14 protein-coding genes are annotated in these 15,903 nt (G+C 64.9%); 7 read left to right on the top strand and 7 right to left on the bottom strand.

The window, feature by feature from the left end; all coding sequences use genetic code 11:
• Positions 1-165 precede the first annotated feature (165 nt).
• Both A5691_RS03630 and A5691_RS03625 read right to left on the bottom strand, forming a co-directional pair.
• Positions 166-354, bottom strand: a complete 189-nt coding sequence (locus A5691_RS03630; RefSeq protein ID WP_156675665.1) for an excisionase family DNA-binding protein — start codon at positions 352-354, stop codon at positions 166-168.
• 639 nt (positions 355-993) lie between these two features.
• Positions 994-1,551, bottom strand: a complete 558-nt coding sequence (locus A5691_RS03625) for a hypothetical protein (RefSeq protein WP_082950119.1) — start codon at positions 1,549-1,551, stop codon at positions 994-996.
• Positions 1,552-2,208: 657 nt separating this feature from the next.
• Between A5691_RS03625 and A5691_RS03620 the strand changes: the two genes are divergently transcribed.
• Together A5691_RS03620 and A5691_RS27085 are read left to right on the top strand one after the other, a co-directional pair.
• The gene (locus A5691_RS03620) at positions 2,209-3,741 is read left to right on the top strand and encodes a GNAT family N-acetyltransferase (RefSeq protein ID WP_231981017.1); all 1,533 of its coding nucleotides are present in this window, start codon (positions 2,209-2,211) and stop codon (positions 3,739-3,741) included.
• Positions 3,711-4,160: an ASCH domain-containing protein gene (locus A5691_RS27085; RefSeq protein ID WP_082950117.1), complete on the top strand. Its 450-nt coding sequence runs from the start codon at positions 3,711-3,713 to the stop codon at positions 4,158-4,160. Before A5691_RS03620 ends, A5691_RS27085 begins: the two co-directional genes overlap by 31 nt.
• Positions 4,161-4,443: 283 nt before the next feature.
• On the opposite strand, the gene A5691_RS27820 is transcribed toward A5691_RS27085, so the two are convergent.
• From A5691_RS27820 to A5691_RS03605, 4 genes are all read right to left on the bottom strand, one after another.
• Positions 4,444-5,121, bottom strand: a complete 678-nt coding sequence (locus tag A5691_RS27820) for a hypothetical protein (protein WP_156675664.1) — start codon at positions 5,119-5,121, stop codon at positions 4,444-4,446.
• 8 nt (positions 5,122-5,129) lie between these two features.
• The gene (locus tag A5691_RS03615; protein ID WP_068017691.1) at positions 5,130-5,606 is read right to left on the bottom strand and encodes a hypothetical protein; all 477 of its coding nucleotides are present in this window, start codon (positions 5,604-5,606) and stop codon (positions 5,130-5,132) included.
• A gap of 105 nt (positions 5,607-5,711) precedes the next feature.
• On the bottom strand, positions 5,712-6,632 hold the full coding sequence (locus A5691_RS03610) for a DMT family transporter (protein WP_068017688.1): 921 nt from the start codon (positions 6,630-6,632) through the stop codon (positions 5,712-5,714).
• Between the two features lie 45 nt (positions 6,633-6,677).
• A complete protein-coding gene (locus A5691_RS03605) occupies positions 6,678-7,547 on the bottom strand; it encodes an oxidoreductase (protein ID WP_067749275.1) in 870 nt (289 codons plus the stop codon).
• 86 nt (positions 7,548-7,633) lie between these two features.
• On the opposite strand from A5691_RS03605, the gene A5691_RS03600 reads away from it, so the two are divergent.
• The 5 genes from A5691_RS03600 to A5691_RS03580 all read left to right on the top strand — a co-directional run bounded on the left by A5691_RS03600 (position 7,634) and on the right by A5691_RS03580 (position 15,239).
• A complete protein-coding gene (locus A5691_RS03600) occupies positions 7,634-8,620 on the top strand; it encodes a diacylglycerol kinase family protein (protein WP_067749288.1) in 987 nt (328 codons plus the stop codon).
• 445 nt (positions 8,621-9,065) lie between these two features.
• Complete coding sequence (locus tag A5691_RS03595; RefSeq protein ID WP_068017685.1) at positions 9,066-12,305, top strand: thioester reductase domain-containing protein; 3,240 nt, start codon at positions 9,066-9,068, stop codon at positions 12,303-12,305.
• Positions 12,306-12,325: 20 nt separating this feature from the next.
• Positions 12,326-13,234, top strand: coding sequence for a metal-dependent hydrolase (locus A5691_RS03590; RefSeq protein ID WP_067749294.1), 909 nt, complete (start codon positions 12,326-12,328; stop codon positions 13,232-13,234).
• A 17-nt stretch (positions 13,235-13,251) separates the two neighbouring features.
• Positions 13,252-14,154: an alpha/beta fold hydrolase gene (locus A5691_RS03585; RefSeq protein ID WP_197694428.1), complete on the top strand. Its 903-nt coding sequence runs from the start codon at positions 13,252-13,254 to the stop codon at positions 14,152-14,154.
• On the top strand, positions 14,121-15,239 hold the full coding sequence (locus A5691_RS03580) for a PDR/VanB family oxidoreductase (RefSeq protein ID WP_068017682.1): 1,119 nt from the start codon (positions 14,121-14,123) through the stop codon (positions 15,237-15,239). Before A5691_RS03585 ends, A5691_RS03580 begins: the two co-directional genes overlap by 34 nt.
• Here A5691_RS03580 and A5691_RS03575 read toward each other — a convergent pair.
• On the bottom strand, positions 15,236-15,903 hold a 668-nt coding region (locus A5691_RS03575), incomplete at its 5' end, for a cation diffusion facilitator family transporter (protein WP_197504921.1). The genes A5691_RS03580 and A5691_RS03575 overlap by 4 nt on opposite strands.

Genomic DNA, 15,903 nt, shown 5'->3' with positions numbered 1-15,903 from the left:
CACGACATCACCTGAGTGTGCTAGGCATAGGTCAATATCATTATCGGGCACGTCGAGTTCGGCGCTGCGGTCGAAGACGTAGAATTCGACTCGGATATCTTCGTGGAATAAGCCTGGAATTCGGCCACGCGCTGCTGGCATGTTGACATTACTTCTGCTCATCAGTCAGCCCACTCTTCCGCTGGGCACAACGGGTTTGATGACGTTGAGCACGTCTGACCGCTTGACGCGCACCAGTGTGCTGTTGCCGATCCGGTACGCCGGCAGCTGTCCGCTCGAAATCATGCGCCGCACCGTGCGTTTGGATACGCCAAGTTCATTGGCTGCGTTGTCGAGGCTGAGGAACTCTCTCATCATGCGGTCCTTTCACGACACAGGACCGCTGTGACCCGGTAGGGTTTTTAGTTGACGAAGCTAATCTACCAGTGCGTGTCAATACCGTTGGGGGCCAGTGTGTTACGGGCATGTTCAGCGAACGACCACTGAGACAAATGACTCAGTGCTCAGGTATCGGATTTCGAGTCTGCTGCCCCAAACCGTAAGTGCCATAAGGCGAGATGTGTTTCAGGGAATGCAAGCGCATCGCGTGCCAGGCTTTTCGAAAACAAACGCCTGAGAGCCGCTGTAAGCCGTCTAGTCTGACGGTGTGACCTGTCTAGCGCCATGCCTACCTATGGTCCTATGGTCCGCGAGCGTGAGGCTCGTCGCGGGGGGGCTTCGGCAGCAGTGACGCAGGTTCAAACCCTGTCAGCCCGATAGAACTCAAAGGGTATTAGAGTACTGAAACGCCGTCGGTAAGGCCAAGACTTAAAAGTAGTAGCCAAAGTGGCTTCTGGCGGCCGTTGACCAGCAAAGCAATTCACGCGCAGGTAGGTTTCACATCCAAGACGCCCCGAAGGCCTCGGTGACTTGCCTCGCTTTCTAAGCCAGGCGCGATTGACATTCCTAAGGACCTGGTTCCTTCCTGCTGGCGGGCACTGGACATTGACATTTTTACGGGACCTCGAATGGGTCTGAGGGCATCAGATAGCGCTCGTCAAAGTCGAATGCCAAGCCCATCCGACCGTGCCACTCCCGCGCAAAGGCGATAACCGATTCACAGGCCCAATCGGCGCACCCGGCTCCGAGAACTCGGTTCGGGAACCATGGCTGAGTCGGTGGCTGACGATTCTCCCGCCCAGCAAGTTTGTCCCGCAGGCTGGTGAAGAATTTGCCCTCACCGCTGTTGTCATCGTGCCACCAGCGAGGTTTGAAATGCACCAAGGTGTTTCGCAGTCCGATTAACACGTCGGCGCTTTGGAACGGCTCGGCGCCTTTGTCCATTCTGGTGTGTCCGCCGCACACCAACGCCACCTGGAATTTGCTCAATATCGACAGCATACGTTCGGCATTCTCCTTGCCGTTCCAAAGCTCGCGCATCGTCGCGAGGGCCTTCTCGGGGATGCCTTCGGTATAAGGCGTGTGCTCGCCGGGCTTGCTGTCAGCGGCGTCCTGCCAAACTTCATTTGCAACCGCCTCCAAGAACGCGACTGACGACAGCACAGTCGTCACGGCGTGTGATCGGTGGGGCCGGTCTGCGCCGACCTGACTCAGCAGCGTGTCTTCGCGTTTCCGGCATAACCACGCTTCTCGCCGCGCGTTCCATAGATGCTGGGCGGACATGTAGTCACGTACCGAAACCGACGCGCTGAAGCTGACGTTGACGCTCAGCGTCGCGCTCGCTGTGTGTCCTTGTCCTTGTCCTTGTCCTTGTCCTTGTCCTTGTCCTTGTCCTTGTCCTTGTCCTGGCTCCGGCTCGGTGGGCTCACTCACATGCTGAACCGTAACGACAGAGCTGGGTGGTCTCTCGCAGGCACGTCGAAGACAACTCCGGTGGTCTTCGACCATGAACCTCCGGTGATAGAGCGGTTGTTCGGGCTGGGCCTCCTCTGCACCGTCCCGCGGATTCAGCCCCGACAGGATCTCGACGCAGGCTCGATATGATCGCGGGCCATGTCTGATCAACCACCGGCGCTGGCGAAGGCCACCGAAGTCGCTGAGGATCTGCATACCAGTAGTCCGGCAGGGCTCAGCCGCGACAGCAGCCTACGATGGTCGGGATCGGGAATCGGCAGGCAAAGCTCGCTTTTCTCAGTATCGGCAAAAACTCCACGACTATGGACCGTGTCAGCATGTGAAGGGGCCAATTAAAAGGCGATAATTCCGAACGTGGCGGATGGGGGTGGTGCAGGTAGTACGGCCTCGCCGACGCGCTTTCTATTGGATACGAATGCTTTCATCGCGTTAGAGCCATTCGCTGGCCAATTGGAAGCGGGCATGGCTCCTGCCTCCACCTTCATGCGCCTGGCTATGAAGCAGGGCCACCGCATCTTCGTCCATCCCGCGAGTCGAGACGAACTGGCAGAAGGCCAGGACGGCGCCCGTGTCCAACAGCGGATGGCGGAACTAAACAAGTTTGAGGTGCTGGCCGAATCCCCGATCAATTCGCATATCGACACCGAGCTTGGCGCGGTCGTGCCGGACAGCAACGATCATCGCGATCGCCGGATCTTAGCGGCGCTGTACTCGAACGCTGTCAATTTTCTCGTAAGTGACGATGGCCGCCTCCGGCGAAGGGCCAAGCGTATTGGCGTTGGTGACCGGGTCTTAACGCTTGCGGATGCTGCGGCAATGCTCGAAGGCTTCGAGCCGCCGGCTGTTGCCCCTCCTCCGCCTCGGGTTAGGGAAGTGCCATCCTACGCACTGGATCTGGACCAAGAAATTTTTGAGAGTATCCGAGACGATTATCCAGAGTTCGGCGATTGGATTGCCAAGGTGCAAGCGGACTCAACGAACCGCGAATGTTACGTCGTCGAGGAACAAGACGGAACCTACGCGGCCATCGCTCTTTTGAAGATCACCGAACACGACTGCGCCTACAACTTCATCCGACCGGTCACCAAGATCTCGACATTCAAAGTGGCACCAGCATATTCAGGTAACCATTATGGTGAGCTTCTCCTCAAGGCTGTCCTGCAATCGCACCACGATCACAGAGTGGCGAGTGCCTACGTGGAGGTTTGGGGTCGTCACCAACGATTGATCGATTTCCTCGGCCTGTTTGGGTACTTCGACGGCGGTCGATCACCGAAAGGTGAAGTCGTGCTTGTCAAGGTTCTCCGGCCGCAAGATGCCTCACTTAGCCCACTTGATTTCCACGTCCACTATGGACCGCCAGCGGTCTCGACCGCGGCATCGGTATTTGTCATACCGATCCAGGACCATTGGCACAACCAACTGTTCCCTGAGTGCGCTTCCACCGGAGTTGGTGGGCAGCTTGCACTACCCGGCATTACGGGTCAGATGACTCGTCCCTGGGGAAACGCCCTACGAAAGGCTTACCTATGTAACGCATCAACAAAGCAGATGAACCAAGGAGACGTAATCCTCTTCTACCGGTCTGGGTTTCAGACTGTCGAGGTGATCGGAGTTGCGGAGGACACCCACCGCACATCTGAACCCGATGAAGTGATGAACCTGGTCGGAGGCCGGACGGTCTACAGTGCGAGCGATATTGAGGCCCTCGCCGGACACCGATCGCAGGTACTCGTTATCTTGTTCCGCCAGGATCGGGTGATCGATCCACCGTGGACACTGGCCGAGCTAATGTCCAACCACGTGTTGAAGGCACCGCCGCAAACCGTACAGAAGGTGAAGGAGGCTGGCACACAATGGGTTCACCAGCAACTGGCAGACAGGTAGTTATGTCTGTCCACCCGCGATATGCGGAGGGCATTATGGATGGCCGGAAGAGAGTCGAGTTTCGTAAGCGACCGCTGGCTTGCGACGTGTCCGTCGTCTGGGTGTATGCCACAGCGCCAGTTCAACGAATAGTCGGCTGCTTCGAGATAGACGCAACTATTACTGCGCCGCCACGCGACCTATGGCGCCAGTTCGCCAGCGTCGGTGGCATAGACCGCGCTGACTTTGACCGGTACTACGCGGGCAGCAGCGTTGGGTCCGGAATACGTATTGGAAATGTGGTTCGCCTTGAGGTGCCAATGCCCCTCCAAGAGCTTCTGCCATCCGGAGTGCCCCCGCAGAGCTTTGCCTACGTTGAGCCTGTCGAACCACCCAACCGGCAGTGCGTATTGGCGGCTCCTGCCGGTCGGCCAACGTAGTGAACGTTGCCTAGCTCGGGTAGGCACTCACAGATGGAACCTGATTGTCAGCTGTGTGAGGCACAATTCAAAACACAGCAGGATGGTCTTGGTCGGGAGCACGGATCTGCAAGTTGTACCTGGAGCATGACCTGAAGACAGTCTTTCTCGGCTCTTCCCTTTAACAATGCGGGATCGAACTCCAAATTTGATGCCCGCTGGGTTCGAGTCGCCCTAAAGCGGTCTCTCCGTCGACAGCGAGTCCGCGTTGGCGACCAACGGCGTAGTCTGTGCACTCGATAGACTATGCGTGGGATGCATGCTTCTTCTTATCCGCCTCGTAGCGAGTAACGGCGAGGGTACCGAGTGCGATGAATAGCGCTGTGACAAAATCGGGCAGCGCCAGATACCACCAGCGGAAACTTGCGCCGGTAATCTTTTCCATAAAGGTAGCTGCAATGCAGAAAGCTACAACGAAGAGAAGCGGAAGAAGAAACCAAGGATGTAAAAGATCCCAATAGTGAAACCGATTCTTCCGGCGAAATGCTGCGGGGTCGCGTCCAAAGATACGGCCGTATGCTTCGAGGCTGACTTCTGTTACTCGATCTGTCAGATCACCATTTCTTCGATTAACCATCCGTAGCGCTTCGTCGAGGCCCGAGGCGGCCTCTCTAATTGTGACGTCCGACCAGTAATTCGAGTAGCAACAGGAGATATTGCTCACCGCTCCGGCGAGGCAGATTGAAAGCAGGGTAGCGGTTAGCGCCGGTTCATGCACGTTGGTGTGATTACTCAAGACAAGTGCGGCCGCACCGACTAAAAATCCGTTTAGCGTCATCAGCCACCCCATACGATGGCCTATGATATCGTGCTCGAATTTCAAACGGTCCGCGAAGGCTTGGAACAGATCGGAAGGCCCGATCCAATCGCTAGCGTCTGCGGGGCAGATGTTGTCGCCCTGGCCCGGCCCTTGTGTTGTCACACCGTGATCTAACTAAGGTGGAGATCTGGCAGCAAGTCTGACGAGAGGGGCCCCTCTACCGTCATGATCAGCGCCCGAATATCTGCAGACTCAAGAAGACCCGCAACTACGCGGTGCGTAGCATCGAGTAGGAGTAACCCATCGCGCAACCTGTAGGTAGGTAGAAGCACAACATGCGGATCGACCGCCTCGCGTATACGTTGGCGGAAGTAGGCGATCCGCTGAAGGCGTTCCTGCGGCCACTGTGCTTGCAACTCGATTACTTGATAGACCGATTTCCGGTGTGCTCCCTCGGTGAACCAATCGACAGGGTCACCCAACGAGTTGAAGTACCAGACGGTGCGCAGGCCGCCGAGCATGCTTCGATCTGCCGTAACAATCTGAGTAACGGGAGACCCAAGCTCCAAGAGTCGAGCCCAATTGAGCTGAGCGCGGACGTTGCCGCGGAAGAGGGTAGCAAAATCGTGAATGTCGGGCATGGCCATCAGCTAATCAAACCGTCACGATTTGAACTGCCCCAGCTTGGTATGCAGCTGCAGCCGTCGAGGTTCCAGACTCCCGCATAACAGGTTGTCGATCGGGATACCTCATCAGAGCGCGGGCTTCACGGCTTTCGGCTCGTCCTCGATCCGCACGTCGCGCCCGGCGCCCGCCGACACCGTGGCGGCCTCGCCGCGAGCCAGGCCCACCGTTGCGATGATCACCAGCGCCGCGGCCACCGCCAACACGACCCAGTCGAAACCGTGCGCGTCCAACGTCTCACCGAGCACGGTGATCCCGAGGACCGCACCCACGATGGGCTTGGCGGCGATGATCGTCGGCAACGACGCGGTCAAGGCGCCGGCGCGGTACGCCGACTGGTGGATCACCATCCCGGCCGCCCCGCAGAACACCCAGCCGTACACCTCGGGCCTGGTCCACAACTGGTCGGGGTTGTGTTCGAGGATGTCGACGACGCCTTTCATCAACACCGCGAAGACGGCCAGCAACGAACCGGCGACCGCCGCGAGCAACAACGCCGCCACCGGGCGGTCCGACCAGACCCGGGCGCCGGCCATCGCCAACAGCAGGGGCGGGGCCATGGCCAGGGCCACGATCAGCCATACGTGGGCCGCGGCGCGCTCCTGGCCGCCCGCCGGCTGGCCGACCGCGATGACGACCACCAACGCCGCGGTCAGCAACACCGCCCACGTCCACTCCCCGCGCGTGACCGGGTGTCGGCTCATCCGCGCATAGATCGGCAGCGCGAACAGCAGCGACGTCACCTGAAGCGACATCACCAACAGCACGGAGCCCTTGTCCAGGGCGGCGGCCAGCAACACGTAGCTGGCGATGTCGCCGAGACCGCCCATCCACCAACGCCTGTCGCGCAACAGCATGCCGAACAGCGCGAGGTGGCCGACGGGTTTGTCGGTGACCTCCTGCGCGGATCGCTGGCGGACCACGTTGCCGATCGCCGACGCCAGCGCGGCAAGGAGGGCAAGGATCGCCGCAATATCAGCCCTCGACATGCCACCAATCTAGTCGGGCTGCGGCAAACCGCCCGTCGAGCATTCTCATAGCGGGAAAGCGGTGCCGGTGAGCTGCTCGGAAAGGTCCCACAGCGCCGCGGCGGTGCCCGCCCGCTTGGCCGGCCAGTTACGCCAGGTCGGCTGGGTGCGGCCATACAGACCGAAGCGCGGGCCGACGAAGGTGTCGCCGGGCAGATCCTGCGAGACCGCGTACAGCGTCTGCCTGGCCCCGAAATCGGCGTCGGTGGACACGATGCGGTCGACGGCCAACACCGCCGCGTCGCCCAGCTTGCGTCCGGAGTTGCCCTGCAGGTTGGTGTGCGACCAGCCGGGGTGGGCGGCCAGCGCGCGCAGTGGAGAACCGACGGCGTCCAGGCGCCGCTGCAGCTCCTTGGTGAACAGCAGGTTGGCCAGCTTCGACTGGCTGTAGGCCAGCCACGCCGAATACGGGCGGGAGCGCCAGTTCAGGTCCTTGAGGCTGACGTAGCCGAAGTGGTGCATCAGCGAGGACACCGTCACCACCCGGTCGGTCAGCTTGGGCAGCAACAGGTTGGTCAGCGCGAAATGGCCGAGGTGGTTGGTGCCGATCTGGCCCTCGAAGCCGTCGGCGGTCACCGCGTGTTTGGTGGCCATGATGCCGGCGTTGTTGACCAGCACGTCCACCGCCGTCATCTCGTCGGCGAAGCGCCGCACCGAGCCCAGGTCCTGCAGGTCGAGGTGGCGGACGTCGACGTCACCGCGCATCCGATCCGCGGCGGCCTTGCCCTTCTCGGTGTCGCGAACGGCCAGCACGACGCGGGCGCCGGCCCGGGCCAATTCGCGGGCGGTCACTTCCCCCAGTCCGGCGTTGGCGCCGGTGATCACGACGGTGCGTCCGGCGAAGGAGGGCAGGTCTGCTGCGGTCCAACCAGGCATGCAGCCCACCCTAACTACGTGATGCCTCCCACCCGAACGCCGCAGGTATCGTGCGTGGGATGGCCGGTGGAACTCCGACGCCGCGGATGTATTTAGGGGTCATCGTCAATCCGCTCGCGCGCAGGAATCGCGGCGCGCGCGGTGACCGCGTCGCCGAGCTGCGCCGCATCGTCGGTCCGTGGGGCGAGGTCCACGAAACCGCCTCGACCGAGGAGCTGGGCAAGACCCTGGACGGGCTCCACCCGCGGGTCACGCACCTCGTGGGCGACGGCGGCGACGGCGCGCTGCACTGGTTGATCAACGAAATCGAGCGCTGCGAAGCCGATCCGGAACGCTGGCCGACGTTCGTGCCGTCCAACGGCGGCAGCGTCAACGCCGTCGCGCGCAAGGCGCGGGTGCGCGGGCGGCCCGACGCCATCGTCCGCGCCCTGGTGGCAGCCGCCGAGGCGAACCGGCCCCCGCCCGAAATGCGTTTGGACACCCTGCAACTCGACGGCGAGACCGCGGACGGCGCGGCGTTTCATCGCCTGTGTTTCGGACTCGCCGCCGGCGGCGTCGGCAACCGGTTCTACGACATGTATTACGGAAAGCCCGACCACGGCCGTACAGAGGTCGCCCGGGTGATCGGCCGTTCGTTCCGCGATTACCTCGCGTCCAAGGTCGGCCGTTCGCGGGCGTCCAGTTACTCGTCGGTGCTGTTCACCCCAACGCGTGCCCGGGTCGTCATCGACGGCGAGGAGGTCCCGTCGCGGACGCACCGCGTGCTGCACGCGGGAGCGATCGACCTGCGGATCGGGGGACCGTTCCGGCTCTTCCCGAAGGCCGAGAATCCCGGCGCGCTGCATTTCCAGGCCGGCGAGATACGGCCCTCGCGGATCGTGGTCCAGCTGCCCGCGGCACTCACCAATGGCACGCTGCGGGGTCCCGGGGTTCGCGACGTGAACGGCCGCGAAATGACCATCGAGGCCGAGGGGGAGCCGCTCTCGCCGATCATCGACGGCGAACGCTTCGTCGGGATCACCCGGTTGGTGGCCCGGGCCGGCCCCCGCATCCGGGTTGCCCAGCCGAGCTGACTCCGTAGCTCAGTAGGTCAGCAGCGGCGAGACGGCTCCCGTGGCGCATCTCACTCGCCGCCGGGAATGCGAAGCTCGATATTGGGGTTGCTATGGCCTTTGCGGTGCGAATACGAAATGCACCCCGGATTCGGCCGAAGTCATCTCAGGAGAAATCATGATGCTGAGAAATACGTACCTCAGTATCCGCACGGATGCGACAAGGCCCGGGCGATAAATGCGCTGTTCAACCCATAAACGTGAATACTGAAGTCCGTAGATGCGGATCCCATGATTGTCGACGGGTGCCGGTAGTTAAGTCCATCCTGTGAGATTAATGTGCGGTCTCCGGAAATGCCTTGCACGCTTTGCTCAACATCCATCAACGGCGTTACATTGGGCGTTATCAATTGATCCGAAAAGTTCTTATCGCTCATAGTTGACCCGGAAGGGGGTGGCTCCTGCGATGGAGACGCTCATTGACCATCTGCACATGCGCGAAGCCCAAACACCCGACAAGACCCTCTTCCGCTTCGTCGACGACGAAGGCCGCGAGCTGGAGCACTACACCTATCGGAGCTTCTCCGAGCGGACGCGCGAGCTGGCCGCGTACCTGTCGACCGAAGCCGGGCTGCGGCCGGGCGATCGAGCGTTGCTCGTCTACCCGCCCGGCCTGGAGATGGTCGCGGCGTTCTACGCCTGCGCTCGGATCGGGGTGATCGCCGTGCCGGTCAGCCCGCCGCTGCCGATGTCGTTCGAGTCGGGTCTGGCCAAGCTCAGCTTCATCGCCCGCGACTGCCAGGCCAAGGCGGTGCTGTCGACCAAACAGTTCGAGTACGACTACCGCATGCTGCTCAACCACCTTGACGGCGGCTCGCCGTGGGCGGAGGCCCAGCGGCCCCCGGAGCTGCCCTGGTTCGGCACCGACGGCACGCAGGAGTTCGGCGGCGCCCACGTTCCCGACACCCCGGAGCCGGTGCTCTTCCTGCAGTACACCTCCGGATCCACCAGCGACCCGAAGGGCGTGGTGGTCAGCCACGCCAACGTCATCGCCAACGCCTCGGCCTTCGCGGGTGGCGAGGTGCTGGTCAGCTGGCTCCCACAGCACCATGACATGGGCCTGATCTCCGCCTACTTGTTCATCCTGCTGGTCGGCGGCACCACGCACGCCATGTCACCGCTGGACTTCCTCAAGCGGCCGTCGTCGTGGCTGCGGCTCATCAGTGACGTGCGCGCGACCCACACGCCGGTGCCCAACTTCGCCCTCGAGTTGTGCCTGCGCGAGGACAAGCTGCCCACATCCGAGCTCGCCGGGATCGACCTGAGCAGCCTGGAGAACATCGTCGTCGGCGCGGAACCGTTGCGCGCCAGCACGTTTGCGCGCTTCCGGCAGCGGTTCGCGCCCTACGGCCTGGAACCCAACGCCCTTACCGGCGCGTACGGCATGGCCGAGAACACCCTGATCGTTTCGCTTCGCGGCCGCCAGACGCTGGCGCTGAACAAGCGTGCGCTGGAGAGGAACCTCGCGCGGGTCGAGAAGGCCCAGCCGGAGAACAGCAACCAGGCCCCGGTGGTCAGCTGCGGCAAGCCGATCGACGGCAACGTGGTCCGCATCGTCGACCCCGAGGCCGGCGAGGCCCTCGGGGAGGGCCGGGTCGGCGAGGTCTGGCTGGATGGCCCGTCCAAGGGCGGCGGCTACTGGAACCGCCCCGACGTCACCGCGGAGGCGTTCGCGGCCCGCATCGCCGGCGACACCGAGCGCACCTACCTGCGAACCGGCGACCTCGGCTTCCTCTACGAGGGCGAGCTGTTCGTCTGCGGCCGCAGCAAGGACCTGATCATCGTGCGCGGCGTCAACTGCTACCCCTCCGACATCGAGGGCATCGTGGAGCGGTCTGCCCCGCAGGTGCGCGGCGGCTGCGTGGCCGCGTTCGCGGTGGAGCGCGACGACCAGGAGGTGCTGGCCGTGGTGGCCGAGGTCCGTGACGCGGGAGCGCTGCCGGACGGCAAGGCGCTGGCGCGGGCCATCCGCCGGCATGGCCACATCGACCCGCACACCATCGTGTTCGTGCCGCCGCACAGCATCCCCAAGACCACCTCGGGCAAGATCCGGCGGTCCTCGACGCGTCAGCTTTGGCTGGACGGCGAGCTGCCCGTCCTGGCGAGCTACACGCACCAGGCCCACGAATGGGCGCAGACCGACCCGGGCCCGCTGGACCGGTTCCGCAACCTGATCGAGAGCTACGACCTCACCGGCGAAGAGGACTGCTCCTTCGCGGACCTCGGCATCGACTCGCTGGCGCTCGCCGAGCTGCGCGCCGACCTGCAGGCCCTGCTGGAAGAGCATGGCGCGGGGGAGCTGGTCGAGGAGGTCAACACGCGCCTGCTCCAGCGGCTCACGGTGGCCGAATTCTTCCGCCTGATGCGGCAATTCGGCGAGGGGTCCGGCCAGCCGCTCGATGCGCTGCGTCAGGCGCTGGACCAGATTTCGACCGAGTACGAGGCCTACGAGGTCGCGCGGATGCGGGCCGACGCCCAGCTGCCCCTGCCGGCGTTGCCGCCGGCGCGGTCGGGGGCCCCCGGCGACATCCTGCTGACGGGCGCGACCGGCTTCCTGGGGCCGTTCCTGGTCGCCAGCCTGCTCGGCCGGACGTCCCTCACGGTCCACGCGCTGATCCGCGCCACGGATCCCGCGCACGGGCTGGACCGGATCGTCGCGTCCCTGCGCCGGGCCCGGCTGTGGACGCCGGCCCTCGAAGCCGAGGTCCGGGCGCGGGTGCGCGTGGTCTGCGGCGACCTCGCCGAGCCGCAGCTCGGCATCGGCGAGGAGGGGTTCCGGCGCCTGGCCGAGAGCGTCGACGCCATCCTGCACAACGGCGCCCTGGTCAACTACGTTCGGACCTACGACGCCCTGCGCCCGGCCAATGTGATCGGGACGCACGAGCTGCTGCGGCTGGCGATGACGGCGCACCGCAAGACCTTCCACCTGGTCTCGAGCACCTTCATCTACGGGTGGAGCGTCAAGCCGGTGGTCGGGGAGTCCGACGCCAACCTGGAGATGAACGCCCTGGACTTCGGCTACTCGCAGACCAAGTGGGTGGCCGAGCAGCTGGCCTTCGCCGCCCAGCGGCAGGGGCTCGACGTGCGCATCTTCCGGCCCTCGCTGATCTCGCCGACCAGCGCGGGCTTCGGCAGCGGCGACGACATCCTGGTGCGCACCGTGGCGTTCATGATCGAACACGGCATCGCCGCCAACGCGCTCAACCAGCTCAGCCTGCTGCCTGCGGACCTGATCGCCGACCACATCGTCGCGCTGATGGACCTGCCGGCAGACGAGGGCACCGTGTTCAACATGACCGCGGACGACTACTACAACCTGATGGACATCACCCGCGTCCTCTCCGAGCGCTACGGCTATCGCTTCGACTACCACGACATCCCGGCATTCGCCGCCGAGATGAACCGCCGCTGCACGACGCGGGACCCGATCTACCCGCTGGTCGACTTCCTCACCCGGTCGGCCGACAAGATCGCGGCGATGCGGGACAAGCGCTACGGCAACTCCCAATACCGGAGTGCGCGTGCGCTGGCCTCGGTCGGCCTGCGTGAGCCGTCGCTCACCGACACGGTCGAGAATCTCGTCCGGTTCTTGCGCAGTGAGCGCCTGATCACCGAGGCTGAGGCCGAGGCGCAACGCAGCGCCTAGTTTCCCAAGGGGGTTCTTCCATGTTCACCGTCGACGACCAGGCGACGGGCCCGCATGACGCCTCGCTCGACCACGAGCGGATCGTCCTGCAGGCGCGCGACGTCGAGTTCGACTGGGCGACGCTGCCGTTCTACTACGTGCCCAACGAGCCCTTCACCACCCATTTCTGCAACGTGCTGCACCTGCTGCTGCCCGCAGGCGAGGAGTTCATCGTCGACGCGTTCAAGAACGCGTTGCCGCTGATCAAGGACGACCAGCTGCGGCTGGACGTGCAGGGCTTCATCAGCCAGGAGGCCATGCACTCCCAGGCTCATTCCGGGGTGCTGGATCACTTCGCGGCCAAGGGCGTCGACGTCACGCCGTTCACCGACCAGATGGCCTGGCTCTTCTCCCAGCTCATCGGGGACCGGCCCGGGTGGGGTTGGCGGCGACGGCAGAGCTGGCTGCTCGAGCGGGTGTCGATGGTGGCCGCGCTCGAGCACTACACCGCCATCCTGGGCGAGTGGATCCTGGACACCCCGCAGCACGACGCCTTCGGCACCGACCCGGTGATGCTCGACCTGCTGCGCTGGCACGGGGCCGAAGAGGTCGAACACAAGGCGGTCGCGTTCGACACCATGAAGCACCTGCGCGGCGGCTACTGGCGCCAGGTGCGCACCCAGCTGCTGATCACGCCGGCGCTGCTGTGGCTGTTCGTCCGCGGCGTGCGGTTCATGTACTCGGTCGACCCGTACCTGCCGCCGGGCACCAAACCCCGCTGGCGCGACTACTTCAGCGCGGCGCGCCGCGGCCTGGTGCCCGGGCCGTTCCAGTTCCTGCGGGTCATCGGCGCCTATTACACGCCGAGTTTCCACCCGTCCAAGCTCGGCGGGGTGGGCCGCGCGGTCGACTACCTGGCCCGCTCGCCCGCGGCCCGCGCGGCGCACTGAACGTCGGGGGCACACGAATGACTCAGTCCAACACCGTGATCGCGTCCGACGGCGTGTCGCTGGCCGTCCACGCCCACTCGCCGATCGACCCGGGGCGCCCGACGATTCTGGCGATCCATGGCTACCCCGACAACCACCACGTGTGGGACGGCGTCGCCGACGCCCTGGGTGGGCGCTACAACTTCGTGGCCTTCGACGTCCGGGGCGCCGGCGATTCGTCCAAGCCGGCGAAGCGCGCGGCATACCGCCTGCCGCAACTGATTTCGGACATCGGCGCGGTGATCGACAGCCTCGGGGTGAACGAGGTCCACCTGATCGCCCACGACTGGGGTTCCATCCAGGCCTGGGCCGCGGTCACCGACGAGTCGGTGATGGGCAAGGTCGCCTCGTTCACGTCGATCTCCGGTCCGCACCTGAACTACGCGGGCAAGTTCCTGCGGTCCGCCCGCTCACCCCGCGGCGTGTTCGACGTCCTCAAACAGGCGCTCGCCTCCACCTACATCTGGTTCTTTCTGTGCCCGGGCGTGCCGGAGTTGGCGATCTGGTCCCGGGCGACCGTTGCGGTCTTCGCGGCGGTCGAACTGATCGGCCGGCCACGCCGGGCCGGTCGGCGGCGCGCGGCGACCACCCGGTCGACCCGCGACTACGTCAACGGGCTGAACCTGTACCGCGCCAACATGCCCGGGCCGTTCCTGGCGCCCGGGAAGGAGCTGCCGCAGACCAAGGTCCCCGTGCAGGTCTTGGTGGCGCGCTGGGACTACTTCGTCTCGCCGCCCCTGCAGCGGTTCACCGGCTCGATACCGCCCAACGGCAGGGTCGTCGACATCGAGGGCGGGCACTGGGTGGTGTCCTCCCATCCCGAGGTCATCGCCCGGCTCACGAGCGAATGGGTCGATCAGAGCACCATTGGTCAGACGTAGGACTTGTTGTGGCACAGACGATTTGGGGCAGCAGACCCGCCGACTTGTACGGTCGTCGCAAGCGCGACCGCCTCTACACGGCGTTGTGGGGAGTGGGCACCCTCTTCGGGGGCTTGGCGTCGGCGTCGCGCTGGGACCCCTCGCGGGTGGTGCCGGTGCGGCGGACCACCACCGCGGTGGTCACCAAGCGCGAACTCCTCACGCCCGACGTCGTCGCGCTGACGCTGGGCGACGCGCAGGGTGGATTGCTGCCGTCGTGGACTCCCGGCGCGCACATCGACATTCGGCTGGCGTCGGGCCGCCGCCGCCAGTACTCACTGTGCGGTCCGCCCGGGCGGCGCACCGACTACCGGATCGCGGTACGCCGGATCGCCGACGGTGGCGGGGGCTCGATCGAAATGCACGACACCTTCGACGTGGGCGACACGATCGAATTCGAGGGGCCCCGCAACGCGTTCTATCTGGTCACCGACGAGCGCGAGGTGCTGTTCGTGATCGGCGGCATCGGCGTGACTCCGATCCTGCCCATGATCTCACTCGCCCAGCAGCGCGGAATCGATTGGCGTGCCGTGTATGCCGGCCGCAGCCGGGAGTACATGCCGCTGCTCGACGAGGTATTGGCGGTGGCGCCCGACCGGGTCAGCGTGTGGGCCGACGACGAGCGTGGCCGCATTCCCGACGCCTCCGAGCTGCTCGCCGATGCCGGGCCGTCGACGGCCGTCTACGTGTGCGGCCCGACCGCGATGCTGGAGTCGGTGCGCACGATGCGCGACCAACACGCCGACGCGCCACTGCATTACGAGCGGTTCGGGCCGCCGCCCGTCGTCGACGGCGTCCCCTTCGAGCTGGAGCTTGCCCGTTCACGGCGCGTGCTGAGCGTGCCTGCGAACCGGTCGGCGCTGGACGTCATGCTGGACGGCGACCCGACGACCGCGTACTCCTGCCAGCAAGGCTTCTGCGGCACCTGCAAGGTGAAAGTGCTTGCCGGGGAGGTCGATCGCCGCGGCCGCGCCGCGGAGGGCGACGGCGAAATGCTGGTCTGCGTCTCGCGGGCCAACGGCGGTCGCCTGGTGATCGACGCCTAGGGGTGGTGCGCCGGGTAGGCGTGCACCAGGGCGCTGTCGAGCCGCGGCACGGCGTGGGTCAGCTGGTGCTCGGCGTCGTGGGCGATGCGGTGCGCGTCCTGGAGGCTGATGCCGGGGTCGATGTCGAGTTCGGCGTCGGCGTGCAGGCGGTGCCCGATCCAGCGCATCCGGATGCTGCGCACGCTGCGGACGCCGGGGCGGGCGGCCAGCGTCGCTTCCGCCGTGTCGACGAGCGCGGGGTCCACCGCGTCCATGAGCCGGCGGAAGATGTCGCGCACGGCACCGCGCAGCACCGCCAGGATCGCCACCGTGATGATCAGGCCGACGATCGGGTCGGCCAGCGGGTAGCCGAGCGCGACGCCGGCCGCCCCGAAAAGCACTGCGAGCGAGGTGAATCCGTCGGTGCGAGCGTGCAGGCCGTCGGCGACGAGGGCGGCCGAGCCGATCCGGCGGCCGGTGCGGATCCGGTAGACGGCGACGACCTCGTTGCCCGCGAAGCCGATGAGCCCGGCGGCGGCGACCCAACCCACGTGGCCGATGGCGACGGGGTGAATCAGCCGCAGGACGGCCTCGTAGCCGGCGACGATCGCCGACAGCGTGGACACCGCCCTGGAATCCAGCGCGATCGGCATCCGGGCGGTCAAGATCAGCCTCGTCGGACTGG

It is taken from the genome of Mycobacterium sp. E183 (genome assembly GCF_001667735.1).
Taxonomy (GTDB): domain Bacteria; phylum Actinomycetota; class Actinomycetes; order Mycobacteriales; family Mycobacteriaceae; genus Mycobacterium.
Note: the sequence above shows the minus strand (reverse complement) of the source record. Positions and strands in the feature narration are given on the sequence as shown.